The organism is Delftia sp. Cs1-4 (assembly GCF_000214395.1).
Classification (GTDB): Bacteria; Pseudomonadota; Gammaproteobacteria; order Burkholderiales; family Burkholderiaceae_C; genus Comamonas; species Comamonas acidovorans.
The window spans coordinates 6,482,148-6,509,016 of record NC_015563.1 but is presented as its reverse complement, the minus strand read 5'-3'; the positions used below and the strand labels follow the sequence as shown (position 1 = coordinate 6,509,016).

Genomic DNA, 26,869 nt, shown 5'->3' with positions numbered 1-26,869 from the left:
ATGGCAGGCCCCTGCGGCGCCCCCGCAAGGCGCCGGTCCGCACTTGTACCCAGCCGCGTCTGCGCTACACTTGCCCGCTATGTTCATTCATCGCATGTTCATTGCAGGTTGTGGAGACCGGGGAGCCTGGCCCTGGCGCAAGCCTGTCCAACTGAACAGCTGAAGCACCCGGGGCGCGACCCGGCGTGCACCCGAGGCCCTACGGGCCAATCGAATGAATCGGCGCAATCCATACGCAGCCCGCACCCACACCAGGTCTGCCAGCGCCACGCAATCCGGAGCCTTCCCCCGTGATCACCGAACTCGAATTCAAGAGCCTTGCTGCGCAGGGCTACAACCGCATCCCTCTGATGGTCGAGGCGTTTGCGGACCTCGAAACCCCCCTGTCCCTCTACCTCAAGCTGGCCCATGCGGGCGGTGACGGCAAGCACAGCTTTTTGCTGGAGTCCGTGGTGGGCGGCGAGCGCTTCGGGCGCTACAGCTTCATCGGCCTGCCTGCACGCACGCTGCTGCGCGCCAGCGGCTTCGGCGATGCGGCATGCACCGAGGTGGTGACCGATGGCCAGGTGGTGGAGACGGCCAAGGGCAATCCGCTGGATTTCATCGCTGCCTACCAAAAGCGCTTCAAGGTGGCACTGCGTCCGGGGCTGCCGCGTTTTTGCGGCGGGCTGGCCGGCTACTTCGGCTACGACGCCGTGCGCTACATCGAGAAGAAGCTGGAAGATTCCTGCCCGCCCGATACGCTCAACTGCCCCGACATCCTGCTGCTGCAGTGCGAGGAAGTGGCGGTGATCGACAACCTGTCGGGCAAGCTGTACCTGATCGTCTATGCCAACCCCGGCGAGAGCGAGGCCTATACGCGCGCCAAGAAGCGGCTGCGGCAGCTGAAGGATCTGCTGCGCTACTCGGTCAGCGCGCCGCAGATCAAGGCCGGCGAGAGCCACCCGGCCCAGCGCAGCTTTGCCAAGGAAGACTACCTGGCGGCCGTGGAGAAGGCCAAGGAGCTGATCGCCGCGGGCGACTTCATGCAGGTGCAGGTGGGCCAGCGCATCCACAAGCGCTTCACGGCCAGCCCCTTGAGCCTGTACCGCGCGCTGCGTTCGCTCAATCCCAGCCCCTACATGTACTACTACCACCTGGGCGATTTCCATGTGGTGGGCGCCAGCCCCGAGATCCTGGTGCGCCAGGAGAACACGGACGAGGGCCAGAAGGTCACCATCCGCCCGCTGGCCGGCACGCGCCCACGCGGCGCCACGCCCGAGGCCGACAAGGCCACCGAAAAGGAGCTGGTGGCCGACCCCAAGGAACGCGCCGAGCACGTGATGCTGATCGACCTGGCGCGCAACGACATCGGCCGCATCGCCAAGACGGGCAGCGTGAAGGTGACCGAGGCCTTTGCCGTGGAGCGCTACAGCCACGTCATGCACATCGTCAGCAACGTGGAGGGCATTCTGCGCGACGGCATGGACAACATGGACGTGTTCAAGGCCACCTTCCCGGCCGGCACGCTGACGGGCGCGCCCAAGGTGCATGCCATGGAGGTCATCGACCAGCTGGAGCCCACCAAGCGCGGCATCTACGGCGGCGCCTGCGGCTACCTGAGCTTTGCGGGCGACATGGACCTGGCCATTGCCATCCGCACGGGCGTGATCAAGGACGGCACGCTCTACGTGCAGGCCGCCGCCGGCGTGGTGGCCGATTCCGTGCCCGAGATGGAATGGAAAGAGACCGAGCACAAGGCGCGCGCACTGATGCGCGCGGCCGAGCTGGTGGAGGAAGGACTGGAATGAGCACGGACCGCGCCAAGCAGGCCATCGACCTGGTGCAGCACTGCACCGACATGCTGGATGTGCGCCGCAATGTGGATGCGCTGGACGATGTGCTGGTGCCGCTGCTGGTCACGCGCATGGGCTACATGCAGCAGGCCGCGCGCATCAAGGCCGATGCGGCCCAGGTGCGCGACGAGGGCCGCATCGAGGCCATCGTGCGCCGCGTGCGCGAGCGCACGGCCGCCGAGGGCGGCCAGCCCGACATGATGGAGGCGGTGTACCGCCACCTCATGGAGGAATGCATTGCCTACGAGCACCGCGAGTTCGTGCGGCTGCGCGAGGGCGGTGCGCAGGACGATCGTTCCTAGCCCGGCAGCCAGCGCAGCGCATGGCGCGCTGCCACCCATTCCTCGTTCGTGGGCTCCACGCCCACGGTGACGGCGCTGCCGGTGGCCGAGATCACGGCCGCATCGCGCGCATTGGCCTCGGCGTCCAGCCGCAGGCCCAGAAAACCCAGGCCCTCGCACACGCGCCGCCGTATCTCGGCGCTGTGCTCGCCCACGCCTGCGGTGAACACCAGCAGGTCCAGGCCGCCCAGCACGGCGACCAGGGCGCCGATCTCGCGCACGACGCGCCGCACGTACAGGGCCAGCGCATCGCGCGCACGCTCGGCCTGGGCATCGTCGCCTGACTCCAGCGGCAGCAGCACGCGCGGCTCGGACGAGGTGCCCGAGACGCCCAGCAGGCCGGACTCGTGGTACAGGATGCGGCCCACTTCCTGCAGGCTGAGCTTTTCGATTTCCATCAGGTAGATCACGGCGCCGGGGTCCAGCGCGCCGGTGCGCGTGCCCATCATCAGGCCGTCCAGCGCCGAGAAGCCCATGGTCGTGGCCACGCTTTGCAGGCCCTGCATGGCGCACAGGCTGGCACCGCTGCCCAGGTGGGCCACCAGGGTGCGCCCGCGCGCCAGGTCGCCATGGCGCTCGGGCAGGGCGGTGGCCATGTATTCGTAGGACAGGCCGTGGAAGCCGTAGCGGCGCAGCCCGCGTTCCCAGGCCGCATGCGGCAGGGGCAGCAGTTGCTCGACCTTGGGCAGCGTGTGGTGGAAGGCGGTGTCGAAGCAGGCCACCTGCACCAGTTCGGGCCGCTCGCGCAGCAGGATGTCCATGGCCTCCAGCGCAAAGGGCTGGTGCAGCGGCGCCAGCGGGATGAAGGCCTTGAGGTCGGCCAGCACGCCGGCATCGACGCGCACGGGCTCGAAGTAGCGGCTGCCGCCGTGCACCACGCGGTGGGCGACGGCGGCCACGCGGGCGCCGTCCAGCTGCGCCAGGCGCGCGGTGATGCGCTCGCGGATCAGCTGCAGCGCGGCGCGGTAGGGGTGGGCGGCATCCAGGGCGATGGCAAAGGGCGGCACGCCGCTCTCGCCGAAGTCGGGCGCGGGCCCGCCTATGCCCTGGACCTTGCCGTTCCACAGCGGCTTGCGCGGCAGCGGGCGCTGGGCACCGTCGAAGACGGCGAACTTGATGCTGGACGAGCCGCAGTTGAGCACCACGACCAGTTCGCGGGTGGCAGGGGAGGCGGTGTGGGCAGGGATCATGGCGGGGAGTTCCGGTAGCGGTGGGCCAGCAGCAGGGCAATGGCGCAGGAGGCGATGCGCGAGGCGCGGCTGTCGGCGCGGCTGGTCAGGATCACGGGCACCTTGGCGCCCATGACGATGCCGGCGCTGGCCGCCTCGCCCATGTACATGAGCTGCTTGGCCAGCATGTTGCCGCTTTCCAGGTCGGGCACGACCAGGATGTCGGCCTGGCCCGCCACGGGCGAATCGATGCCCTTGGTGCGCGCGGCGGCCATGGACACGGCGTTGTCGAAGGCCAGCGGCCCGTCGAGCACGCCGCCTTCGATCTGGCCCCGGTCGGCCATCTTGCACAGCGCGGCGGCGTCCAGCGTGGCCGGCATGTGCGGGCTCACGGTCTCCACGGCGGCCAGTATGGCGACCTTGGGCTCGGGCACGCCGATGGCATGGGCCAGGGCGATGGCGTTGCGCACGATGTCGGCCTTTTGCTGCAGGTCGGGCGCGAGGTTGATGGCCGCATCGGTGACGATGAAGGGGCGCGGGTAGTGCGGCGTCTGCAGCACGAAGCAGTGGCTGACGCGGCGCTTGGTGCGCAGGCCGGCGGCGGCGGCCACCACCTCGGCCATGAGCTCGTCCGTGTGCAGGCTGCCTTTCATGATGGCCTCGACCTCGCCGCAGGCGGCCAGCTCGGCGCCGCGCGTGGCGGCGGCGTGGCTGTGCGGCACGTCCTCGATGCGCAGGCCGCCCAGGTCCAGCCCGTGCTCGGCCGCCACGGCCTCCAGCCGCGCGCGCGGGGCCACCAGCACGGGGTCGATCAGGCCTTCGCGGCGCGCGTCCAGCGCGGCCGAGAGGCTGGGCTCGTCGCAGGGATGGACCACGGCCACGCGGATGGGCGGCAGGCCGGCCACATGGGCCAGCAGGCGCTGCAGGCCGTCGCGTCCACCGGCTTCCAGGCGGATCTCGGGCAGGCTGGTGCGCTGGCGCTCGATGTGGCGCGCAGGCGCATGCACGGTGGCCTGGCCCTCGATCACGGCGGCGCCATGCTGGTTGGTGCAGGCCACGGCCAGCGTCACCTGGCGCTGCTCGGCCTGCTTGGCCAGCACCTCCACGCGCACGGTCAGCCGGTCGCCTGCGGCCAGCGGCGCCAGAAAGCGCAGCGTCTGGCCGACCAGGGTGGTGCCGGGGCCGGGCAGGCGCGTGCCCAGCACCGAGGCCAGCAGCATGCCGCCCCACATGCCGTGGGCGATCAGGGCCGTGTCGTCATCGTCGGCGCCGGCAACCGTGCCAGCACCGGCACCGGCACCAGTGCCGTCGGCCACGGCCGCGCCCGACAGGGCGGCGAACAGGCGCAGGTCCTGGGTGCTCAGCGTGCGTTCCAGGCTGGCGCTGTCGCCCACGTCCAGCTCGTCAAAGCTGTGGTTGCGCAGCAGGGCCAGGTCTTCGGGCGGCAGGGCCGCATCGGAATCGGGGGAGAGGTTCATCGCTTTTTCCGGGGGCTGGGGTGTGCGCGGCTGGCCTGGGCACGTGCGGGGCGCTTGGCGGCAGGCGCGGAGTCGGGAACAGGTGCGGGCTCGGGTGCCTGTTCAGGAGCTGCAGCAGGAGCGGCCACAGGAGCCGCAACAGGAGCGGTCAGAGGCGCTGCCGAAGGAGCTGTCACGGGTGCCGTCAAAGGTGCCGTCACGGGTGCGGGCTCAGGCTCGGCCACCGAGGCTGGCGCGATGGCCGGGTGCCGCTCGGCCGGCTCTTTCGCCTGCCTGGACTCGGCGGCCTCCAGCGCCTGCACGAAATGCCCCATGGCCTGCAGCAGGCGCTGGTGCTCGGCATCGCTGAGGTTGCCGCCCTGGTTGGCCAGCTCGTCCACCGTGGTCATGCCCCAGCGGATGTCGGCGGCGGGCGAGGCGGCCAGCAACCGGGGGATGGCGGCCATGGCGGCGTCGGGCTCGCGCTGCATCAGCAGGGCCTGGCGGCGCACGATGCGGCGGAACTGCGCCATGTCGGGCGGCACGCCGCCCAGGTGGTCCTGCAGCAGCCGCCAGGCGTGGCGGAAGTGGCGCTCATCGGCCTCGCCGCGTGCGCGCAGCACGTGGAACAGGGCGCGGATGACGGCCTCGTACAGCCCGCCCTGGGCCACGCTTTCGTGCAGCCGCGCCAGCTCCTGGCGCATGTACTGGCAGTGCTCGGGCGATTCGCCGGGGTGCGGGCGCGGCGGGCCGTCGTCCTGGCGGCTCTGGCCGGCCAGGGCCTGGACCAGGGGCGAGCCATAGATGGCGTGGAACAGCCGCGCCTGCATGGCATCGCGCTGGTCGCGGTAGGTGTCGAGCAGATGTACCACGGCCTGCGACATGGCCTGCTGCGCCTTCAGGAAGGGGTTGTCGGGCTCGACGGGGTGGCGGTCCTCGCGCGCATGCTCGGCGGCCTGGGCCACGACGGGTGCCAGCGGGTGCGAGTCCGACCAGCATTCATAGCCCACGCGCAGCGGGTGCATGGCCTGCAGCCAGCGCGCAGACAGCGGCGTGGACAGTGCCTGCACCCAGGGCTGCACGGTGTTGCGGTACAGGGCCAGGTTGATTTCGGAGACGCGCGCGGCAGCGGCAAAGTGGCGCTCGCTTTCGGGGTCGGGCCGGACGATGGCGCGCACCTCGGCCAGGTCGCTGCGGCGGATCTTCATCAGGTAGGCGTCGTCGGTCAGATCCTGTGCCGGCACACCGGCCGGGCGGTCGGCGATCTCGGCGCGGTAGATGCCGGCGGGCAGCAGGTCGATGATGTCGATGTGCGCCGCGAACTCGCGGTGCTCCTTGCGGCCCACGGCGCCCGAGACAAAGATGCCCAGGTGGCCGATGCTGTCATGCGTGGCGAAGACGATGGTCTGGTCGTGGGCGGCGATGTCCTCGTCGTCGCGGTACAGGTCGGTGATCCAGCCCAGGGCCTGGCCCGGCGGCGTGATGTTGTCGCCATGCGAGCAGAACACCACGATGGGCGAGCGGATGTTGCGCAGGTCGATGCGCACGCCGTCCGAGGTCGTCAGCTCGGCCGTGGCCAGCCGGTTGCCGATGAACAGGTTGTCCACGATGTACTGCATCTCGCGGCCTTCCAGGAAGACATAGCCGCCCCAGTACTTCTCGAAGCCCAGGTAGCGCGGCCCCTCGGTGTCCACGTCGGCATAGACCTGGTACTGCTTTTCCCACAGCGTGTTGGCCGGGTTGAGGTTCTCGAAGTTCTGCACCAGCCATGCGCCGTCGAAGCGGCCCGCGCCCAGGTCGCTGGTCAGCGCCGTCATCCAGCTGCCGCCCATGAGGCCGCCGCCGTAGCGCATGGGGTTGTCGCCGGCCCAGTACGACAGCGGCGCACCGGCCACGATGATGGGGCCGAACAGCTCGGGCCAGACGGCAGCCGTCATGAGGATCTGCCAGCCGGCCTGGCAGTTGCCGATGACGGCGGGCTTGCCCCGGCTCTCGGGGTGCAGCTCGGCGACCTTGCGCACGAATTGGGCCTCGGCGCGCATCACGTCCTCGACGGTCTGGCCGGGCACGGGGTCGGGCAGGAAGCCCACGAAGTAACAGGGATGGCCGGCCTTGAGCGCGGCGCCGATCTCGCTGTCGGGCTTGAAGCCGCCGATGCCGGGGCCGTGGCCCGCGCGCGGATCGACGACGATGAAGGGGCGCTTGGCCGGGTCGATGACCGTGCCCTCCATGGGCGCGATGCGTGCCAGGCCGTAGTTGACGGGGCGCGGCAGGTCCAGGCCCGACATCACGATCTCGGCCCGGAAGCTCAGCACATTGGGCACTTCCTCGGCCAGATGCTCGCGGTACTGGTTGCCACGCTGGCGCCGGATGTCGGCATACAGCAGCGAACGCTGCCAGGCATCGGTGGCGTATTGCGCGGCTGCCTGCGACAGCTTCATCGGATCGCCCCACATCCCTCCCACGTCCACGGTGCCGTGGCTCTGCAGGTTCTCGTTCATCTGGCCCACTCCTTTACCGGCATGTCATGCCCTGCTCTTAGATTGCGTGTGATTGCTTGTGGCTGGGTGCGGATGGCCGCCCCGCGCCCATGCGGCCCCGCACCTGCGGGACCGCGTGGCGGCTTCCTTGGGAGCCGTCAGCCCTGGGCTGTGGCGTCGCGGGCCGTTTCGGCGGCGGCTGCCGCAATGGGCTGCTGTGCCGCATGGGCGGGCTGGGCCACGGACTGCACGGCCGAGGTCCAGCGGGCGAGCAGGTCGCTCCACGGCACGGCGGTGTCGGCTGCGCCCTGGGTGCTGTTACCCAGCGTGGCTGCCACCTGTTGCTGCCAGTCGTGCACGGCCTGCTGCACGCCCTGGGCCAGGGTCATCTGGCTGGCCATGGCGGTCTGGGCCAGGGCCTGGGCATGGCCCATGCGCAGATGGGCGTGGCGCCAGAAGGCCTGGGCGGGCAGGGTGGCCAGCTCCTGCCAGCTGCTGGTCTGCTGCACGCCCTCGATCTCGCTGCCGGTCTCGGCGATGCGCTCGGGGCCGTTGCGTGCGGCATGCTCCAGCCACTGTTGGCCGCTTTCCTGCAGCAGCCGGCTCAGGTGCAACTGCAGTTCAAGCTGTGCCTTGAGCAGATGGAGGGGAATGGTCTGTGCGCTCATATGAAACTCCTTGCTGGTTGAGATGGAAAGATGCCTTGGCGGCGGGAACGAAATCAGGCCATCTGGCTGATGGTCTTGCGAAAACGGGTGAGCGTGAGGGCGAACAGCACGGAGCCGATCGCGGCCAGCGCGAGGAAGGGCTTCCAGACCACGTCCAGCCCCGCTCCGCGGTAGAGGATGGCCTGCGACAGCTCGACGAAGTGGGTGGTCGGCGCGGCCAGCATGATGTTCTGCACCAGCTCGGGCATGCTTTCGCGCGGCGTCATGGCGCCCGACAGCAGCTGCAGCGGCAGCAGCACGAGCACCAGCAGCATGCCGAACTGTGGCATGTTGCGCGCCAGCGTGGCAAGGAAGATCCCCAGCGACGTTGTGGCGAACAGGCACAGCGCGGCCCCCGCCAGGAACAGCGGCAGCGAGCCTTCGATGGGAACGCCCAGGGCGCCGCGCACCACGAGGTTGAGCGAGGCAAAGGCGGTGACCAGCACGACCAGTCCCATGGACCATATCTTGGCCAGCATGATCTCGGTCGGTGTCACCGGCATGACCAGCAGGTGCTCCACCGTGCCGTGCTCGCGCTCGCGGATCAGGGCCGCGCCCGTGAGGATGATGGACAGCATGGTCACGTTGTTGATGATCTGCATCAGCCCGCCGAACCAGACCTTGTCCAGCGCTGGATTGAAGCGCGCGCGCACCACCAGGTCCACGGGCAGGGCGGTGGCGCCCCGAAAGCGCCGCACGAACTCGCTGACCTCGGCCGTGACGATCTGCTGCACATAGCTGTTGCCCGTGAAGGCCTGGCTCATGCGCGTGGCGTCCACGTTCAGCTGCAGCTCGGGGGCGCGGCCCGCCAGCACGTCGCGCTGGAAGTTGGGCGGGATGTTGAGCACGAAGGTGTAGGTGCCCGAGTCCATGCCCGGGTCCATCTGCGTGCGGTCGATCATGGCCGGTGGCGCGAACTGCGGCGGATAGAAGGCGCCCGCGATGCGCTGCGACAGCGGCGAGCCGTCCTCGTCCACGATGGCGATGGGCGCGTTGTGCAGGCTCTCGGGCATGGCCGTGGCCGCCGTGTAGATGGAGACCGTGAACACATAGGCGATGAGCACCAGCAGCACGGGGTCGCGCCACAGGCTCCACAGCTCCTTGACGCCCAGCCGGTAGATGTTGGAGAAAAGGCGGGTGCGCATGTCAGCTCTCCTGCTTTCTGGTCAGTGCAATGGCCAGGCCCAGGATCACCGGCACGGACAGCAGCAGCGGCCCGAACGAGCCGGCCAGCTCCCGAAATCCCAGCGCCTTGCTGAACACGCCGCGGCTGATGGCGATCATGTGGCTGGCCGGATAGACCTCGCCGATGATGCGGCCCGCCCCCTCCAGCGAGGACACGGGATCGACCAGGCCCGCGAACTGCGTGGTGGGGATCAGCGTGCCGATCAGCACCAGGAACATCGAGGCGATCTGGCTGCGCGTCAGCGTGGAGGCCAGCAGGCCGAAGCCCGTGGAGGCGCCGCTGAAGATCAGCGCCGCCAGGGCCAGCGTGGCAAAGCTGCCCGTCACGGGAACGCCGAACAGGGTGACGGCCATCAGGCACATCAGCAGGAAGTTCAGCATGGCCAGCACCACATAGGGCAGTTGCTTGCCCAGCAGGAATTCGGTGCGCGTGACCGGCGTGACGTAGAGGTTGGTGATGGAGCCGCTTTCCTTCTCGCGCACCACGGCCAGCGCCGTCAGCATGGCCGGCAAAAGCAGCAGCAGCAGGGGCATGACGGCCGGCACCATGGCCGGCAGGCTGCGCACGTCGGGGTTGTAGCGAAAGCGCGTCTGGATGTCGATCAGGCCGGCCGGCGTCACACCCAGGCGTTCGCGCGCCTGCTCGGTCAGCCAGTGCTGGTGGATGCCCTGCAGGTAGCCGCGCACGGTCTCGGCGCGCGTGGGCATGGCGCCGTCGAACCAGGCGCCCACCTGCACGGAGCCGCCGCGCAGCACATCGCGCGCAAAGCCCGGGGGAATCTCGATGGCCAGGGTCAGCTCGCCGCTGCGCATGCGGCGGTCCAGTGCGTCGTAGTCGGTCAGCGGCGGCTGCTCGATGAAGTAGCGCGAGCCCGACAGGCTCATCGCATAGCTGCGGCTGATGGTGGTCTGGTCGCGGTCCAGCACGGCAAAGCGCAGGTCCTCCACGTCCAGGCTGATGCCGTAGCCCATCACGAACATCAGGATCAGCGAGCCCACCAGGGCCAGCGTGGCACGCACCGGGTCGCGCTGCAGCTCCAGCGCTTCGCGCCAGACATAGCTGAGCATGCGCTGGGCGCTGAAATGGCGGCGGCGCGCAGTGTGCGTTTCCACGGCAGCGGGGGCGGCAGGCGCGGCCTGCTGTTCCTCGGCCGGGGCCTCGCCGCCACCGGCCTCGACCAGGTAGCCGATGAAGGCTTCCTCCAGCGTGGCCGCGCCGCGCTTGGCCACCAGGCGCGCGGGCGTGTCGCTGTCCAGCACCTTGCCCGCATGCATCATGGACATGCGGTCGCAGCGCTCGGCCTCGTTCATGAAGTGGGTGGAGATGAAGATGGTCACGCGGTCGCGCCGCGACAGCTCCACCAGCAGGCGCCAGAAGCCGTCGCGCGCCACGGGGTCCACGCCCGAGGTGGGCTCGTCCAGGATGAGCAGCTCGGGCTTGTGCACCATGGCCACGGCCAGCGACAGGCGCTGGCGCATGCCCAGCGGCAGGGCGGCCGGCAGGCTGTGCTGCGCGGCCTGCAGGTCGAAGCGCTGCAGCATCTCGGCCACGCGCGCGGGAATGTCCGCCTCGGGCACGCCGAACAGGCGCGCATGCAGCACCAGGTTCTGGTGCACGGTCAGCTCGCCGTACAGCGAGAACGCCTGGGTCATGTAGCCCACGCGGCGGCGCGTGTCGATGTCGCGCGGGTCCACGGGCTGGCCGAACAGCCAGGCCTGGCCCTCGCTGGCCGGCAGCAGGCCGGTCAGCATCTTCATGGTGGTGCTCTTGCCGCAGCCGTTGGAGCCCAGGAAGCCGAAGATCTCGCCGCGGCGGATGCGGAAGGACACATGGTCCACGGCGACGAAGTCGCCAAAGCGCATGGTCAGGTCCCTGGCCTCGATGGCGATGTCGTCCTCGCCGCCTGCAGGCAGGGGGGCGATGGTCACGGGCGCATGGCCGCGCTTTTTCTCTTCGGGCAGCAGGGCGATGAAGGCCTCTTCCAGCGAGCGGCTGTCCGTGCGCTGCAGCAGCTCGGCCGGCGTGCCCGTGGCCAGCACGCGGCCCTCGTCCATGGCCACCAGCCAGTCGAAGCGCTGGGCCTCGTCCATGTAGGCCGTGGCCACCAGCACGCTCATGCCGGGGCGCTGGCGGCGGATGCGCGCGATCAGGTCCCAGAACTGGGCGCGCGCCAGCGGGTCGACGCCCGTGGTGGGCTCGTCAAGAATGAGCAGGTCGGGGTCGTGGATCAGCGCGCAGCACAGGCCCAGCTTCTGCTTCATGCCGCCCGACAGCTTGCCGGCCGGCCGCTCCAGGAATTTGCGCAGGCCCGTGGCCTGGGTGAGATCGTCGATGCGGCGGCGCCGCTCGGCCGCGTCATGGCCGAACAGGCGCGCGAAGAACTGCAGGTTCTCCTCCACCGACAGCGTGGGATAGAGGTTGCGCCCCAGGCCCTGAGGCATGTAGGCCACGCGCGGGCAGACGGCCTCGCGGTGCCGGCGCTGGGCCATGTCGCCGCCCAGCACCTCGACGCTGCCTTCCTGGATCTTGCGTGCCCCGGAGATCAGCGCCATGAGGCTGGACTTGCCCACGCCGTCCGGCCCGATCAGGCCGACCATGCGGCCTTCGGGAATGTCCAGGTCTATGCCCGCCAGCGCCTGGACCTGGCCATAGCGCTGGTGCACGCCCTTCAGGCGCACGACCCAGCCGCTGGCATGGGGCGTCGTGCTCTCGCTCATTGCGCGGGCTGGGCTGGCAGCTTGATGGTCAGGTTGGCGGGCCACTCATGGCTGGCATCGGTGCGCAGCCAGGCCATGCCGGGCACGCCGGTCTTGACCTGTTCCAGATGGCGGCGCAGCAGCTCCGGCGGGATCTGGGCGCGCACGCGGAACATCAGCTTCTGGCGCTCGCTGGCGGTCTCCACGGTCTTGGGCGTGAACTGGGCCTGGCTGGCGACGAAGGAGACGCGGGCCGGGATCACGTACTCGGGCGCGGCGTCCAGCACCAGGCGCACCTCGCTGCCCAGGGCAATGCGCCCGGCGGCAGTCTCGGGCACGAAGAAGGTCATGTAGACATCGGACAGGTCCAGCAGGTTGAGCACGCGCCCGCCTGCGCCCAGCACCTCGCCGGGCTGGGCCACGCGCAGCTGCACGCGGCCGTCGCGCGGGGCCTTGAGCACGCCGTCGTCGATGTCGGCCTGCACGCGCGCCACCGTGGCCGTGGCCGCCTGCACCTGGGAGCGCACGCCGACCACCTGGGCCTCGGCCGCCTTCACGGCGGCCTGGGCAGCGGCGGCCTGGGCGCGCGTGGCGGCCAGCGCCGCCTCGCTGCCGCGCACGCGGGCGCGGTCGTCATCGAGTTCCTGCACCGAGGAGGCGCCCTCGCGCGCCAGCGTTTCCGAGCGCTTGAAGCGGCGCTGCGCGGCGTCCACCTCGGTCTCGCGCTGCACGATCAGGGCCTGGGCGGCGGCCAGGTCGCTGCGGCGCAGGGTGACCTGGGCCTCGGCCGCGGCCACGCTGTGCTCGGCCTGCTGGCGCATGGCGTCGGCTTCCTGGCGCTGGGCGCGCAGGGTGTCGATCTGCATGCGCGCCACGGGCTGGCCGGCCTGCACGAAGTCGCCCTCGCGCACCAGGATTTCCTCCACGCGGCCGGGCAGCTTGGTGGAGATGTCGATCTCGGTGGCCTCGACCCGGCCGTTGCTGCCGACGAAGCCCTCGCCAGGGCCCTTGGGCGTGAAGGTCTTCCAGGCCCACCAGGCCACGAGGGCCAGGACCGCCACGGCGGCGATCGGCACGATCTTGTTCTTCAGAGAGGTGTTCTTGTCCATGGGCGGGTCCGGAGGCTTCAGGAATTCGGGGGATCGGCAGGCGTGGCCGGCAGGGTGGCGGGCAGCGCGGCAGGTTCCGCGCCGCTGCCGCCGCCCAGGGCGGCATACAGGCCCACCTGGCTGGACAGCAGGGCGCGCCGCGCCTGCACCAACTGCTGGCGTGCGGCCAGCAGGTCGCGCTGGGCGTCCAGCACCTCCAGGTAGGCGGCCGAGCCGTTGTCGTAGCGCAGCTGCGCCAGCCGCGCGCGCTCGGCCTGGGCCTGCACGGCGGTGCGCTGCACGGTGATCTGCTCGGACAGCCAGCGGCGTGCGGCCAGGCCATCGGCCACCTCGCGGAAGGCGGTCTGGATGGCTTTCTCGTACTGGGCCACGGCCATGTCGCTGCGGATCTCGCCCAGCTCCAGGTTGGCGCGGCGCCGGCCGCCGTCGAAGATGGGCAGGGACACCGTGGGCACGAAGGCCCAGGCGCGGCTACCGCCGTCGAACAGGCCGTCGAGTTCGGCGCTGGCCGTGCCCCAGCGGGCCGTGAGCGCAATGCGCGGGAAGAAGGCGGCGCGCGCCGCGCCGATCTGGGCCCGGGCCGCGCGCAGCTGGTGCTCGGCCGCGGCAATGTCGGGCCGCGCCGTGAGCAGTTCCGAGGGCAGGCCCGGCCGCAGCTCGGCCAGCACCAGGGCGTCGTCAAAGGGTGCGGCGGCGGGCAGCGGGCCCGGGTGGGCGCCGACCAGCTGGGCCAGGGCATGCAGCTGCTGCGCGCGTGCCAGCTCCAGCTGGGCCAGCAGGGCCTGCGCCTGGGTCAGCAGGGTCTGGACCTGGGCCAGCTGCAGGCGCGAGCTGGCGCCCACGGCCTCGCGGCGCGTGAAGATGCGAAAGGATTCCTGGCGCGTGGCCAGCGTCTCGCGCGCAATGGCCACGCGCTCGTCCAGCTCGCGCAGGCCCAGGTAGCCGTCGGCCACCTGGGCGATCAGCGCGGTCTGCACGGCGTGGCGGCCCGCATCGCTGGCCAGCCAGGTCTGCAGGGCCGCGTCCTTGAGGCTGCGCACGCGACCCCACAGGTCCAGCTCCCAGCTGCTGAAGCCGACCTCGGCGCGGTACTCGCCGCTGACCACGGAGCGGCCCGAGAGGTTGAGGTCGCCAGGCACGCGCGCCCGTGCGGCCTGGCCGCCCACGCCAATGGCCGGGAACAGCTCGGAGCGCTGGATCTGGAAGGCCGCGCGCGCCTCTTCGGCGCGCAGCGCGGCCACGCGCAGGTCGCGGTTGTGCTCCAGCGCGGTGGCGATCAGCTGGCGCAGCGCGGGGTCGGTGAAGTAGTCGCGCCAGGGCAGGCCGGCGGCGGCGACACCCTGGGCGCCCGCCTGCAGATGGGCAGGCCAGGCCTCGGGCGTGGGCAGGGGCGGCGGCTCGTGCGGCGGCGCCAGGGAGGCACATCCCGCCAGGGCTGCGGCCAGTGCGGCTGCCAGCGCGGCGGCGGCGGTTCGGGGGAATGGGAGGGTCATCTGCAGTGCTGCGGGGTGCCGGTGCGGCAGCCGCTAGTTGAGGATGTGGTGGCCGCCATCGACATACAGCGTGCAGCCCGTGATGGCGCGCGCCCCGTCCGAGGCCAGGAAGGCGCACAGCGGCCCCACGTCGTCGGGCTGCAATTCGCCGGCAATGGGCGAGCGGCGCACGCTGTCGGCCACGAGTTCATCGAACGCGGCAATGCCCGAGGCCGCGCGCGTGGCGATGGGCCCGGGCGAGACGGCATTGACGCGGATGCGCGAGGGGCCGAGCTCGGCCGCCAGGTAGCGCGTGGTGGACTCCAGCGCGGCCTTGACCGGGCCCATGATTCCGTAGTGCGGCATGACCTCGCTGGCGCCCAGGTAGCTCAGCGTCATGAGGCTGCCGCCGCTGGCGGCCATCAGCGGCTCGGCCAGGTGGGCCATGCGGATGAAGGAGTGGCAGGAGATGTCCATGGCCAGCGCAAAGCCCTCGCGGGAGCTGTCCACCACGCGGCCCTGCAGGTCCTTGCGCGGGGCGTAGGCCACGGCGTGCAGCACGAAGTCCAGCCGGCCCCAGCGCACGGCGGCGGCATCGAACAGCGCGCGCATCTGCTCGTCATCGCCCACGTCCAGCGGCATGCGCAGCTCGGCACCGATCTCGTCGAGCAGGGGCTCCACATGCACACGGGCCTTGTCGTTCTGCCAGGTCGCGCCGATCTCGGCGCCCGCCGCATGCATGGCCCGGGCACAGGCCCAGGCAATGCTGTCGCGGTTGGCGATGCCGACGATCAGGCCCTTTTTGCCAGCCAATAGCGTCATCTCGAATGCTCCAGATCAGAAGGTCTGCCGGGAAACAGGCCGCCTTGGGGCGGCTTCGTCAGGAATCACGGGGCATGGCGCGGCATTGCCGACATATGCGCCACGGCGAATGTTTGTATTTCCTGTGACTACGAAGCTTTTGATAGCTTGTTTTGATGAATGCAAATCAAAGGTTTGCATGCCAATATCGTCTCCTGGTCTTTTTCATTCTATCTATGTTGCACTGCAGCGACCGATTTTGGCGATGCCGTTTCGTTATATCGATGCAGTTCACTCCATAGGCTTGACTCAGGTCAAAGAGGGCGGCCTCACTGAGAGGATGTCGCTTGCCGCCAGTCGCTGCGTCCAGTAGAGCAATAGCGTCTTTTTGCGCCAACAGCCGAACATTCCCGGTATTGGCCGGATTTCAATGAATACAAGGTTTTCACACCATATTGGTGCACGGGGGTAAAGAAAACCGGAAATCTGCCGATGGTCCATGAACAGAGAAAATCCCCTGCCTGCAAAGGCCTGGGGCCGCCATTCAGTCAAGACAAGACCGAAGGAAGACGATCAATCCATGACCAGCATTTCATCCACCGGCGCCAGCTTTGCCGCCAGCGCAGCGGGCATGCGGCCCACGGTGTCCGTGAGGTCGTCAGCGACCACGGCAGCTGCTGCACCCGCCGACCCGGGCACGCAGGTCACGCTGGGCCAGTCCACAGGGTCCAGCGTCATCTATGCCAAACCGCAGCCCGTGGAACTGGGGCAGTTCAGGCTGACCCGGGCCTGGGCCTCGCAAGACAGGGACGACATCAGCACCCTGATGGCGCGCAACCTGGGCCTGGGCCCGTCGGCCAGCCTGGCCGACCGCTGGCGCGGCCTGGGCGGCGCCCTGCTGTCGCGCTTTGCGGCCACGCCGTCGGACTACCAACAGGCGGTGGCGGAGTACCAGGCGCCCACGGCGGCCGACTCCGTCGCAGGCAGCGCGGATGCGCAGGCCCTGGACAAGTCCGCACTGAGCGATGTGACCGTGGGCGCTGCCACCGTGAGCCTGAAGATCCGCACGCAATCGGGCCAGACCGTGGAGCTGCGGATTGCCACGAACGACGGCAGCGAAGCGGGCAGCAGCAGCGGGCTGCGGGTCGAGGTCAAGAGTTCCGGCACCTTGAGCCAGGCCGAGAGCGCGGCCATTGCCCAGCTGGCCGACGGGCTGGACGAAGCGCTGGAAGGCCTGGGAAAGCCGGGCAAGCCCCAGCTGGAACTGGGCAAGCTGTTGGACTTCGACCGCAGCGTGCTGTCCGGCCTGGACCTGGACATCAAGAACCCCAAGCCTTCGCAGCCCCTGTCCTCGTTCAGCCTGCATGTGGGCGCCGATGGCCGATCGGTGGCGATGAAGGGCGCGGCGGGCGAGCTGGCCGTCAACCTGGAGTCCGATGCCCCCGTGGGCGCCAGCGCTTCGCAGCGCCAGGCCGCGCTGGACCAGCATCTGAAGCGCTTTGATGCCGCCGCGCAGCGCGGCCGTGCGGATGCGGCGCTGGTGGACATGTTCAAGAGTGCCTTCAGTCAGCTGCACAACGCGCAGGCGCCGGCCGCGCCGGGCGCCATCGTCGCGCTCTCCGGGCTGGAGCGTTCCGTGCAGTCCCTGCAAAGCGGCCTGGCCGATTTCCAGGCCAGCTTCAGCGGTGATTTCGAGAACACCAACGAATTCGGCGCCGTGACCGAAATCGGCCGCGCCGAGTACCAGGTGGGCCAGAAGACCACCCGGCAGTCCCGCGGCAGGGAGGGCGAGTCGATCGCCCAGGTGGTGACCGAGTCCCTGAACGCCGAATCCAAAAAGGCGCGCAACCGCAGCATGCTGGATTTGCAGTCGGGCAACTATGACCTGACCAAGGTGCAGGACAGCCGCACCATCACCACGCTGATCGAGACAGCCGGCAAGCAGGTCACCGGCGCGCTGCGCAAGACGCAAGAGCGCCAGATGCAGACGTGGGACCAGCTGGTGGAGCACCGCACCCAGCAGCACCGCGAAACGCCCGGTGAGCGCAGCTTCACTGAGCAACTCGCGCTGAGGTAGTCGCGCTGAGATAGTCGCGTTGAGTTAGTCGCGGCGCGGGCCGGGCCGCGTGTCGTCGTTGTGTCACAAAACTTCCGTATAAGAAGTTTTTTTGAACAAGACATGACAACGGCCCGCGCGTTCATGACCGAATTTCATCTTGCCGTCATCCAGGGCGGAGCCTCTCAATGAACGCGCGCCGTGCTTTGGCGGCGTCGCTGGCGGCGCTGCTGCTGGCGGCCGTGGGCGGCGGTATCTGGTACTCGCGCACGGCCCTGGTGCAGGACCGCCAGGCGCAGCTGACGCAGCAGCAGTCCGTGACGGCACGCGGCCTGATCGGCTCCGAGAAGGAAGCCTTCTTCCAGGACGAGCGCGTGCGCGACGTGCTGGCGCGCCACGGCGTGACGGTGACGGTGCAAAAGGCCGGCTCGCGCAGCATTGCCAACAGCTACGACCCCAAGCAGTACGACTTCGGCTTTCCCTCGGGGGCGCCGGCTGCGGCCCAGCTCAAGGCGGCGGCCAGGGCCGGCACGGTCTACACGCCGTTCTACACGCCCATCGTGTTCGCCAGCTGGCGGCCCATTGCCGAGATCCTGATCGCCAACGGCGTTGCGCAAAAGCAGGGCGACTTCTTTTACGTGACCGATCTTCCCGCCCTGCTGGCCATGGCCGGCAAGGGCACGCGCTGGCGTGACCTGAAGGCCTCCGGCGCCTTTGCCACCGGCAAGGCCGTGCTGCCCGCCAGCACCGATGTGCGCAGCTCCAACAGCGCGGCCATGTACCTGGCGCTGGCCAGCTATGTGCTCAACGGCCAGCAGGTGGTGCAAAGCCCGGCCGACCTGGAGCGCGTGATGCCGCAGGTGGCGCCGCTGTTTTTGCGCCAGGGCTTCCAGGAAAGCTCGTCGGCCGGGCCGTTCGAGGACTACCTGGCCCTGGGCATGGGCAAGGCGCCGCTGCTGGTGGCCTATGAATCGCAGCTGGTGGAGTTCCTGCTGCGCCACCCGCAGCGCAGGAGCGGCGAGATGGTGATGCTCTACCCGCAGCCCACGCTGTATTCCAAGCATGTGCTCGTGCCCTACACGCCTGCAGGCGATCGCGTGGGCCAGCTGCTCGAATCCGATCCGCAACTGCGCGCATTGGCGCAGGAATACGGCTTTCGCACCGGCGGCGACACGCACGGGCCCGAGCGCTGGGCCGGGCAGGGCGTGCAGGCGCCCGCGCAGCTGGTGGATGTGATCGAACCGCCCAGCCAGGAGTGGCTGGAGCGAATGATCGTGGACATGGAGCAGCGCTTCAAATGACCGAACGTTCCAGGAGCAACCGATGAGCAACACCCCCCAGACCACCGCTGCCAGCGCCGCCGTGGCCGTGCCTGCACAGGAGCAGGATTTCGTGCTGGAGCCGCCTGCGCCCGCCCTGCCCGTGCCCATCGAGTCGGCCAGCGGCAAGGTCCGCCTCAAGGCCGAGGAAGTGCAGCAGCTGGACGCGCAGGTGGCGCAGTTCATCGACGACATCACCGCCAACGACAGCCAGTCGCCCGCCTTCAAGGGCGCGGTCGAGCGCATCCACGGCATGGGCAACAAGGAGGTGCAGGCCGCTGCCGCCGTCTCCAACCGCATGCTGGAGCGTCCCGTCAAGACGCTGAACAACGGCCTGTTCGACCAGGGCAGCCAGATCGGCCAGGGCCTGATCGACCTGCGCCGCCAGGTGGAGGCGCTGGACCCCTCGCGCCAGGACGACCTGTTCAAGCCGCGCAAGCTGCTGGGCTTGATCCCCATGGGCAACAGGCTGGTGGACTACTTCGACAAATTCCAGTCCAGCCAGAGCCACCTGAACGCCATCATCGACAGCCTCAAGCGCGGCAAGGACGAGCTGCTGCGCGACAACGCCGCCATCGAGCAGGAAAAGGCCAACCTGTGGGGCCTGATGGAGCGGCTGGAGAAATACATCCACATCGGCAAGAAGCTGGACGCGGCGCTGGAGGCCAAGGCGGCGCAGCTGGACGCCAGCGACCCGGAAAAGGCGCGCGTGGTGCGCGAGGACATGCTGTTCTACGCACGCCAGAAGGTCACCGACCTGCTCATCCAGATGGCGGTGAACGTGCAGGGCTACCTGGCACTGGACCTGGTGCGCAAGAACAACCTCGAACTGGCCAAGGGCGTGGACCGCGCGACCACCACCACGGTCTCTGCCCTGCGCACGGCCGTCATCGTGGCGCAGGCGCTGGCCAACCAGAAACTGGTGCTGGACCAGATCACGGCGCTGAACACCACCACGGGCAACCTGATCGCCGGCACCAGCGAGCTGCTGCGCGAGCAAAGCGGGAAGATCCACGAGCAGGCGGCCAGAAGCACCATCGACATCGCCAAACTGCAGCAGGCCTTCGGCAACATCTACCAGACCATGGACGCCATGGCCGACTTCAAGGTCAAGGCCCTGGCCTCCATGCAGACCACGGTGGACACGCTGTCGCAGGAGGTGGACAAGTCCCGCGCCTATCTGGAAAAGAGCCGCCGCGAGGACGTGCGCGAGGCGCTGCAGGCGCCCGCCGGCGAGGTGGTGCTGTGAGCATGTTCCGGCGCCTGGCGGCCTGGTGGCTGCTGGGCCTTGCGCTGGCCCTGGCCGGCTGCGGCAAGTCGCCCGAACCCGCGCCGCAGGCCGCCGCCAAGTCCGATCCGTCCGCCGGTCCCCAGGGTGCATTCACCGTGCTGGCCGGCTCCGAGCTCAAGGACGTGGCGCCCGCGCTGGAGCAGGCCGCCACGGCGGCGGGCGTGCCGCTCAAGCTCAGCTATGCGGGCACGCTGGAGATGGTCGAGCGCATCAATGCGGGCGAGCAGTACGACGCCATCCTGCCGCCCAATGGCGCCTATCCCGCGCTGGCGCTGGCGAACAAGCCGCTGGCGCGCGAAAAGCTTTTCTACTCGCGCGTGGCCCTGGGCGTGAAGGCCCCCGTGCTGCAAAAGCTGGGCTGGGACAAGGCACCGCCCACCTGGGCCGACATCGCACGCGCTGCCGTCCAGGGCCGGCTGCGCTACGGCATGACCAATCCGGCCAGCTCCAACACCGGCATGAGCGCGCTGTTCGCCGTGGCCTCGGCCGTGGCCGGCAAGACCGAGGACCTGGACGCCAGGGAGGTCAACGCCAAGGTGCTCAAGGATTTTCTGTCGGGCCAGAAGCTCACGGCAGGCAGCTCCGGCTGGCTGGCCGAGGCCTTCGAGCGCGAGCCCGGCGCCGTCGATGCGCTGGTCAACTACGAGGCCGTGATCCTGCGCCTGAACGAGAAGCTGCCCGCCGCCGACCGGCTCACCCTGGTCTACCCGCGCGACGGCGTGATCTCGGCCGACTATCCGCTGATGCTGCTCAACGCTGCGCGGCGCGCAGACTATGACCGGCTGGTCGCCCAGTTCAAGGCCCCCGCCTTCCAGGGCCAGCCGCTGCGCCAGGCCCAGCTGCGCCCCGCCAGCCCCGAGGCGCAGGCCAGCCCGGTGCTGCCCACGGCGCCCGTGGTGGAGCTGAGCTTTCCGAACCGGCTGGAGGTGATCGATGCCGTGCTCTCGGCCTACCAGAGCGATCTGCGCCGCCCGGCCACCAGCATCTTCGTGCTGGACGTGAGCGGCTCCATGAAGGGTGCGCGGCTGGCGCAGATGAAGGAGGCGCTCAAGCTGCTGTCCGGCGCCGAGGCCTCGGCCGCCAGCCAGCGCTATGCCGCCTTCCAGGCGCGCGAGCGCGTGCTGCTGATTCCGTTCTCGGGCCTGGTCGGCCAGCCCGCGCGCGTGCAGTTTGCGGCGGGCGACCTGCAGGCCGCAAGCGCCCAGGTGCTGGCCTATGCCGACAGCCTGGTGGCCGACGGCGGCACGGCCATCTATGACGCGCTCACGCTGGCGCAGCAGCAGGCACGCCAGGAACTGCGGGCCGATCCCGAGCGCTTCGTCAGCATCGTGCTGCTGACCGATGGCGCCAACACGGCCGGCCGCGACTGGGCCGCATTCGAGCGCGAGCAGCGCATGGCGCGCGACGGCGGCGCGCCGCTGGTGCGCGTCTTTCCCATCATCTTTGGCGAGGCGCAGTCCGGCGAAATGCAGGCCCTGGCCGCGCTGACGGGCGGGCGCGCCTTCGATGCGCGCAACACCGGCAAGAGCGGGCTGCCGCTGGTGTTCAAGGAAATCCGGGGCTACCAGTGACAGCGCCGCCACCGATCGGACCCGCCTGATGCGCCGCCTGCAGCTTTTCTTCTACGGCAACGGCAACCTCGCCGGCCTGGCGCTGGCCCTGCTGGGGCCGGTGCTGCTGTTCGCGGGCGTGATCGGCGGCGGCTGGGGCTGGATCACGCTGGGGCTGTACGTCGCGGGCCTGCTGCTGGGCTGGGCCCTGCAGCCCGCGGGCGCCAGCTTCGAGCGGGCGCTGCAGCAGCACTGGAGCGCCGAGGACATCCGCGAACGCATCGACGAGCTGGTGCAAAAGGCCCGCCCGATGCTCACGCCCGAGATGCAAAAGCACCTGGACAGCGTGCGCGGCTCGGTGCACGAGGTGCTGCCCTCGCTGGCCGAGGCCGGCCCGGTCTTCAACGACGGCCTGTTCACCGTGCGCGAGACGGTGCTGCAGTACCTGCCCGCCACGCTGTCGCACTATGCGGCGCTGCCGCCGCTGTTCCGTGTCACCCAGCCCGTGCAGGACGGCAAGACGGCCAGGCAACTGCTGACCGAGCAGCTGGCGCTGCTGGCCGGGCAGATGCAGCAGGTGGTGGCCCATGTGGCGGCCAGCGATGCGCAGGCGCTGCTGGCCAACGGGCGCTTTTTGAAGCAGAAGTTCGACCAGCCGGATTTCCTGAAGTGAGGCGGCCGCAGGGTCGTCCCGCCACGCTGCGCGGACCCTGTGTTAGCATGCTCCGCCATGCAGCCTGCTGCATTCCCGTCTTCCAGACACCTGAACTCTCGATCCAAGACAGCCATGAACGGTACGCCCGTTTCGATCATCGTTGCACAGTGGTGGCGCTTCCAATAAGGAAGCGGCACGTCGTTGCGGTTGCGTACCGCGCCTTGCCGCCGTGACGGCAGCAAGGCTCACCCAGCAGATGGCTCCCCGGCACGGCGGCTCCCAGAACCCAGGAGATTGCCCAGATGCCCTCAGATTCCCCCTTCCAGACCCAGGCAGCATTGCGCGCATTCCCGCGCCAGCCTTCGCTGCGGCATGCCCGCGCCACCCGTTTTTCCCTTTGAGACCCAGGAGCCGGTATGACCAGACTGCTGATGATCGACAACTACGACAGCTTCACCTACAACATCGTCCAGTACTTCGGCGAGCTGGGTGCCGATGTCACCGTGGTGCGCAATGACGAGGCCACGCTGGACGAGGTGATCGCCCTGGTCGAGCGCGAGAAGATCGACCGCCTGGTGATCTCGCCCGGCCCCTGCTCGCCGGCCGAGGCCGGCATTTCCGTGGCGGCCATCCAGCACTTTGCAGGCCGCCTGCCCATCCTGGGCGTGTGCCTGGGCCACCAGAGCATTGGCGCGGCCTTCGGCGGCGACATCGTGCGCGCGGGCCAGCAGATGCATGGAAAGACCAGCGTCATCACCACCGACCGCAAGGGCGTGTTCGCCGACCTGCCCGAGCAGTTCACGGTCAACCGCTACCACTCGCTGGCCATTGCTCGCTCCAGCCTGCCCGAATGCCTGGAGATCACGGCCACCAGCGAGGACGGCGAGATCCAGGGCGTGCGCCACACCAGCCTGGCCATCGAGGGCGTGCAATTTCACCCCGAGAGCATCCTCACCGAGTATGGCCACGCCATGCTCAAGAATTTCCTGGAACAGAAGGCCTGAGCAGGCCGGCACCCAACCGAGACACCGCAATGACCCAGATCACCCCCCAGGAAGCGCTGCAGCGCACCATCGAGCACCGCGAAATCTTCCACGACGAGATGCTGCACCTGATGCGCCTGATCATGCGCGGCGAGCTGTCGCCCGTGATGACGGCCGCCATCGTCACCGGCCTGCGCGTGAAGAAGGAGACCATCGGCGAGATCACGGCCGCGGCCGAGGTGATGCGCGAGTTCTCCAACAAGGTCCATGTGGAGGACAAGCGCCACCTGGTGGACATCGTGGGCACGGGCGGCGACGGCGCCAACACCTTCAACATCTCCACCTGCTCCATCTTCGTGATCGCGGCGGCGGGCGGCAAGGTCAGCAAGCACGGCGGGCGCAGCGTCAGCAGCAAGAGCGGCAGCGCCGACGCCATGGAGGCGCTGGGCGTCAACATCCAGCTCAGCCCCGAGCAGATCGCGCGCAGCATCGCCGACGTGGGCATCGGCTTCATGTTCGCGCCCAACCACCACCCGGCCATGAAGAACGTGGCGCCCGTGCGCAAGGAGCTGGGCGTGCGCACCATCTTCAACATCCTGGGCCCGCTGACCAATCCGGCCAGCGCGCCCAACATCCTCATGGGCGTGTTCCACGAGGACCTGGTCGGCATCCAGGTGCGCGCGCTGCAGCGCCTGGGCGCCGAGCACGCCATCGTGGTCTATGGCCGCGACGGCCTGGACGAGATCAGCCTGGGCGCGGGCACCCTGGTGGGCGAGCTCAAGGACGGCGTGGTGCGCGAGTACGAGATCCATCCCGAGGACTTCGGCCTGCGCATGGTGGGCACGCGCGCCTTCAAGGTGGACAATCCCGAGGAATCCAAGGCCATGCTGCTGGGCGTGCTCCATGGCGAAAAGAGTGCCGCGCGCGACATCGTCTGCCTGAACGCGGGTGCCGCCCTGTATGCGGCCAACGTGGCCTCCAGCATCGAGGACGGCATGGCCCGCGCCCAGGCGGCGCTGGACAGCGGCGCTGCCCTGGCCAAGCTCAACGAACTCGTGGCCTACACGGCCCGGCTGACGGCCTGAGCCGCGCAGCCCCCATCGACCACCGAATACAAGAAACCAAGGAAAGCAACGTGTCCGACATCCTCAAGCAAATCTGCGACGTGAAAGTGCAGGAAGTGGCCGCCGCCCAGAAGCGCATGCCCTTCGCGGACATGCGCCGCGACGCCGAAAGCCGCGTGCTCACGCGCGACTTCGTGGGCGCGCTGCGCGCCAAGATCGCCGCCAGCCATGCCGGCGTGATCGCCGAGATCAAGAAGGCCAGCCCCAGCAAGGGCGTGATCCGCGAGGACTTCATCCCCGCCGACATCGCGCAAAGCTATGCCGATGGCGACGGCAAGGGCGTCAGCGCCGCCTGCCTCTCGGTGCTGACCGACAAGCAGTTCTTCCAGGGCAGCGTGGACTATCTCAAGCAGGCGCGCGCCAGCTGCCACCTGCCCGTGCTGCGCAAGGATTTCATGGTCGATCCCTACCAGATCTACGAATCGCGGGCCATGGGCGCCGACTGCGTGCTGCTGATCGCCGCCTGCCTGGACGACGCGCAGATGGCCGAGATGGAACAGATCGCCCACAGCCTGGACATGGCCGTGCTGGTCGAGGTCCATGACGGCGCCGAGCTGGACCGCGCCCTGCGGCTCAAGACGCCGCTGGTGGGCATCAACAACCGCAACCTGCGCAGCTTCGAGGTCAGCATCCAGACCACGCTGGACCTGCAAAAGAACGTGCCCGCCGACCGCCTGCTGGTCACCGAGTCGGGCATCGGCAGCCGCGAGGACGTCAAGGCCATGCGCGATGCCGGCATCCACAGCTTCCTGGTGGGCGAGGCCTTCATGCGCGCCAAGGAGCCGGGAGAGGCGCTGGCCAAGCTGTTTGCCTAAGACGCGTCGTTGTGCGGGCCGGCCGGTGAATCCGGGGTCCGCACGATGCGCACCACCCCGAGCTTGAGCCCCAGCATGGCCAAGATGCGGTTCATGGTCTGCACGCTGCCTTCGCTGCGCTCCTGCTCGATGTCCTGCAGCGTTCTATAGGAAACGCCGCAAAGCTTGGCCATCTCGGTCGTGGTCAGCCGCATGGTCTTCTTCAGATGCCGCACGGCCTGCGGCAAAGACCATTCGGGGTGGGCCAGCACATCGTCAATGGCCTGCCTGCGCAGCTCCAGCTGCTGGGCAATGGGAATGGGGGTGAAACGCTTGTCCATGGTCTTCAGCGCAGCGCAGCGAGCTCCTGCGCACGTGCCAGGAGGGCGGGACGCAGGTGGTCGAGAACCTCGGGCTCCAGCCCTAGCGCCAGACCGTCTGCGGCGATGCGCTCCAGCGCGGGAATCATGGCCTTGAGGCCTTTCACCAGTGGATCGCGCTGCAACGGCTCCGACTGCGTGCCCCGGCGTTTTCGAGGGAGCTGCGCGGCCAGCGCACAGACGCTATCCAGCACACGGCCCCAATCGGGCCGGCCGCCCTGTTCATCCCGCCAGCGGATGCGTCGGGCAATGCCGTCCGGGTGGAGATACATGGGCGCAAAGTCGTACAGGGGCGTGAGCGCGATGCGGCCATCGAAACCGCGCTGCACGGCGGTGTTGCGCGCGTGGTTGTCCTTGTTGCCCAGGGCCAGGTTGGCAATGTCGCGTTTGATGTATTCGAGCACTTCCTGCTGCGGGTGGCTGCAGTGCCGCATCAGCTCCAGGCAGACCGTGTCATGGTCGGGCACGGCTTCGAAGCCTGGCATGCCGGTCAGCGTGGCAATGCTTTCCTGCGCCAGTCGCGTGACCGCGCCCTGGCGCACCTGCCGGTCAAACCGTCGTATGAACAGCGCACGCTGGTGCAACTCCAGCGGTGCATGCACCCGCAGTCCCAGATCGGCGGCCAGACGCATATAGGTGGCCTCATGCCTGAGGATGCAGGCCAGCTGCGGGTCGGTGCCGCGTCCGAACTTGACGATGTAGTGCTGCACCGCCTGCTCGTCCGCAAGGGTGTGGTCCAGATACAGCAGACCATCCTGGGCGCGTGTCAGCAGCACCTTGGGCCACTCGCCTTGTATCCCGGAGGACCCGGCAACAAACAGGCCATGCGAGGCAAGGTACTCGGAGAACTCGTCGCCGCGTTGCGCAACCTCCTCGTCGGTGAACCCGCGCATGCCCCCCGCATGGTTGCCCAGCCATTGCGCCGCTTCCTTGACGCGCAGGTTTCCTATGGGGTTACCTGCCCCGGCCAGCAGCAACTGCCAGTCGGCAACCGCACCTGCCAGGGGAGATTGGCCCAGGCGTTGCAGCAGCTCGCGCCGACCAAAGCCTTGAGGCAGCATGTCGATCAGAAAGACTGGCCAATGCACCTGCTGCAGGGGCTCCAGCCCTACAGGCCAACGGGCACAAAGGGCGCGGGCATCGGTGGCGCCCGCATGCTGGACCGCCCAGTCCACGGTATAGCCCGAGTAGGTGCTGGCCTTCCAGCCTTCTCCTTGCTGCCCGCGCAGGTCCACGCTCGCGACGTCGTGCCAGGCGCTGCAGTGGTGCAGTTGTAGAGTGCAGTTTGCGGTCATTTACACGAAATTCTAGGTAAAGCATTGGGCTGACTCAAGGTTTTTCGTATGTTTTTCCGTGTAACCATTGTCTGTCTTTGGGGCGCCATTGGACGCGGACGTACCTCCCCGCCGCAGGGAAAGGTATGCTTGCCGTGATCCAACAGGCATGGCGCTTGCGCCCATGCAT

General features: G+C 68.9%; 22 protein-coding genes. 10 read left to right on the top strand and 12 right to left on the bottom strand.

Features of this window, described 5'->3' with window-relative positions; all coding sequences use genetic code 11:
- Positions 1-290 precede the first annotated feature (290 nt).
- Together trpE and DELCS14_RS28590 are read left to right on the top strand one after the other, a co-directional pair.
- On the top strand, positions 291-1,790 hold the full coding sequence (gene trpE / locus DELCS14_RS28595; protein WP_013804687.1) for an anthranilate synthase component I: 1,500 nt from the start codon (positions 291-293) through the stop codon (positions 1,788-1,790).
- Positions 1,787-2,137 (top strand): chorismate mutase, encoded by a 351-nt coding sequence (locus DELCS14_RS28590; RefSeq protein WP_013804686.1) that lies wholly within the window; start codon positions 1,787-1,789, stop codon positions 2,135-2,137. Before trpE ends, DELCS14_RS28590 begins: the two co-directional genes overlap by 4 nt.
- Here the strand turns inward: DELCS14_RS28590 and DELCS14_RS28585 are convergent.
- The 10 genes from DELCS14_RS28585 to DELCS14_RS30935 all read right to left on the bottom strand — a co-directional run bounded on the left by DELCS14_RS28585 (position 2,134) and on the right by DELCS14_RS30935 (position 15,454).
- Complete coding sequence (locus tag DELCS14_RS28585; protein WP_013804685.1) at positions 2,134-3,366, bottom strand: acetate/propionate family kinase; 1,233 nt, start codon at positions 3,364-3,366, stop codon at positions 2,134-2,136. The two genes, DELCS14_RS28590 and DELCS14_RS28585, sit on opposite strands and share 4 nt — an antisense overlap.
- Entirely contained in the window at positions 3,363-4,823 is a 1,461-nt protein-coding gene (locus DELCS14_RS28580) for a bifunctional enoyl-CoA hydratase/phosphate acetyltransferase (protein ID WP_013804684.1), read from the bottom strand. The genes DELCS14_RS28585 and DELCS14_RS28580 overlap by 4 nt, the downstream gene beginning before the upstream one ends.
- The gene (locus DELCS14_RS28575; RefSeq protein ID WP_013804683.1) at positions 4,820-7,303 is read right to left on the bottom strand and encodes a DUF3141 domain-containing protein; all 2,484 of its coding nucleotides are present in this window, start codon (positions 7,301-7,303) and stop codon (positions 4,820-4,822) included. The genes DELCS14_RS28580 and DELCS14_RS28575 overlap by 4 nt, the downstream gene beginning before the upstream one ends.
- 137 nt (positions 7,304-7,440) lie before the next feature.
- Positions 7,441-7,950, bottom strand: a complete 510-nt coding sequence (locus DELCS14_RS28570) for a hypothetical protein (RefSeq protein WP_013804682.1) — start codon at positions 7,948-7,950, stop codon at positions 7,441-7,443.
- A 53-nt stretch (positions 7,951-8,003) separates the two neighbouring features.
- Positions 8,004-9,134 (bottom strand): ABC transporter permease, encoded by a 1,131-nt coding sequence (locus DELCS14_RS28565; protein WP_012202690.1) that lies wholly within the window; start codon positions 9,132-9,134, stop codon positions 8,004-8,006.
- Between the two features lies 1 nt (position 9,135).
- Positions 9,136-11,892, bottom strand: coding sequence for a ribosome-associated ATPase/putative transporter RbbA (gene rbbA / locus DELCS14_RS28560; protein ID WP_013804681.1), 2,757 nt, complete (start codon positions 11,890-11,892; stop codon positions 9,136-9,138).
- Positions 11,889-12,980, bottom strand: coding sequence for an HlyD family efflux transporter periplasmic adaptor subunit (locus DELCS14_RS28555; protein ID WP_013804680.1), 1,092 nt, complete (start codon positions 12,978-12,980; stop codon positions 11,889-11,891). Before DELCS14_RS28555 ends, rbbA begins: the two co-directional genes overlap by 4 nt.
- Before the next feature lie 17 nt (positions 12,981-12,997).
- Complete coding sequence (locus DELCS14_RS28550) at positions 12,998-14,473, bottom strand: efflux transporter outer membrane subunit (protein ID WP_013804679.1); 1,476 nt, start codon at positions 14,471-14,473, stop codon at positions 12,998-13,000.
- A gap of 33 nt (positions 14,474-14,506) precedes the next feature.
- Positions 14,507-15,274 (bottom strand): enoyl-ACP reductase FabI, encoded by a 768-nt coding sequence (fabI, locus tag DELCS14_RS28545; RefSeq protein ID WP_013804678.1) that lies wholly within the window; start codon positions 15,272-15,274, stop codon positions 14,507-14,509.
- Positions 15,275-15,289: 15 nt separating this feature from the next.
- Entirely contained in the window at positions 15,290-15,454 is a 165-nt protein-coding gene (locus tag DELCS14_RS30935; RefSeq protein WP_157158325.1) for a hypothetical protein, read from the bottom strand.
- 379 nt (positions 15,455-15,833) lie between these two features.
- On the opposite strand from DELCS14_RS30935, the gene DELCS14_RS28540 reads away from it, so the two are divergent.
- From DELCS14_RS28540 to trpC, 8 genes are all read left to right on the top strand, one after another.
- A complete protein-coding gene (locus DELCS14_RS28540; protein ID WP_043796514.1) occupies positions 15,834-17,330 on the top strand; it encodes a hypothetical protein in 1,497 nt (498 codons plus the stop codon).
- A gap of 167 nt (positions 17,331-17,497) precedes the next feature.
- Positions 17,498-18,610 (top strand): hypothetical protein, encoded by a 1,113-nt coding sequence (locus DELCS14_RS28535; protein WP_013804676.1) that lies wholly within the window; start codon positions 17,498-17,500, stop codon positions 18,608-18,610.
- Positions 18,611-18,632: 22 nt separating this feature from the next.
- Positions 18,633-19,877 (top strand): toxic anion resistance protein, encoded by a 1,245-nt coding sequence (locus tag DELCS14_RS28530; RefSeq protein ID WP_013804675.1) that lies wholly within the window; start codon positions 18,633-18,635, stop codon positions 19,875-19,877.
- Positions 19,878-19,879: 2 nt separating this feature from the next.
- Positions 19,880-21,490, top strand: coding sequence for a VWA domain-containing protein (locus tag DELCS14_RS28525; protein WP_013804674.1), 1,611 nt, complete (start codon positions 19,880-19,882; stop codon positions 21,488-21,490).
- Between the two features lie 28 nt (positions 21,491-21,518).
- Entirely contained in the window at positions 21,519-22,142 is a 624-nt protein-coding gene (locus DELCS14_RS28520; protein ID WP_013804673.1) for a hypothetical protein, read from the top strand.
- 398 nt (positions 22,143-22,540) lie between these two features.
- Entirely contained in the window at positions 22,541-23,128 is a 588-nt protein-coding gene (locus DELCS14_RS28515; protein ID WP_013804672.1) for an aminodeoxychorismate/anthranilate synthase component II, read from the top strand.
- Positions 23,129-23,157: 29 nt separating this feature from the next.
- Complete coding sequence (trpD, locus tag DELCS14_RS28510; protein WP_013804671.1) at positions 23,158-24,192, top strand: anthranilate phosphoribosyltransferase; 1,035 nt, start codon at positions 23,158-23,160, stop codon at positions 24,190-24,192.
- A gap of 50 nt (positions 24,193-24,242) precedes the next feature.
- Positions 24,243-25,046, top strand: coding sequence for an indole-3-glycerol phosphate synthase TrpC (gene trpC / locus DELCS14_RS28505; RefSeq protein ID WP_013804670.1), 804 nt, complete (start codon positions 24,243-24,245; stop codon positions 25,044-25,046).
- Here trpC and DELCS14_RS28500 read toward each other — a convergent pair.
- Positions 25,043-25,366, bottom strand: coding sequence for a helix-turn-helix transcriptional regulator (locus tag DELCS14_RS28500; protein WP_013804669.1), 324 nt, complete (start codon positions 25,364-25,366; stop codon positions 25,043-25,045). The genes trpC and DELCS14_RS28500 overlap by 4 nt on opposite strands.
- 5 nt (positions 25,367-25,371) lie before the next feature.
- A complete protein-coding gene (locus DELCS14_RS28495; RefSeq protein ID WP_013804668.1) occupies positions 25,372-26,700 on the bottom strand; it encodes a HipA domain-containing protein in 1,329 nt (442 codons plus the stop codon).
- Between the last annotated feature and the right edge of the window lie 169 nt (positions 26,701-26,869).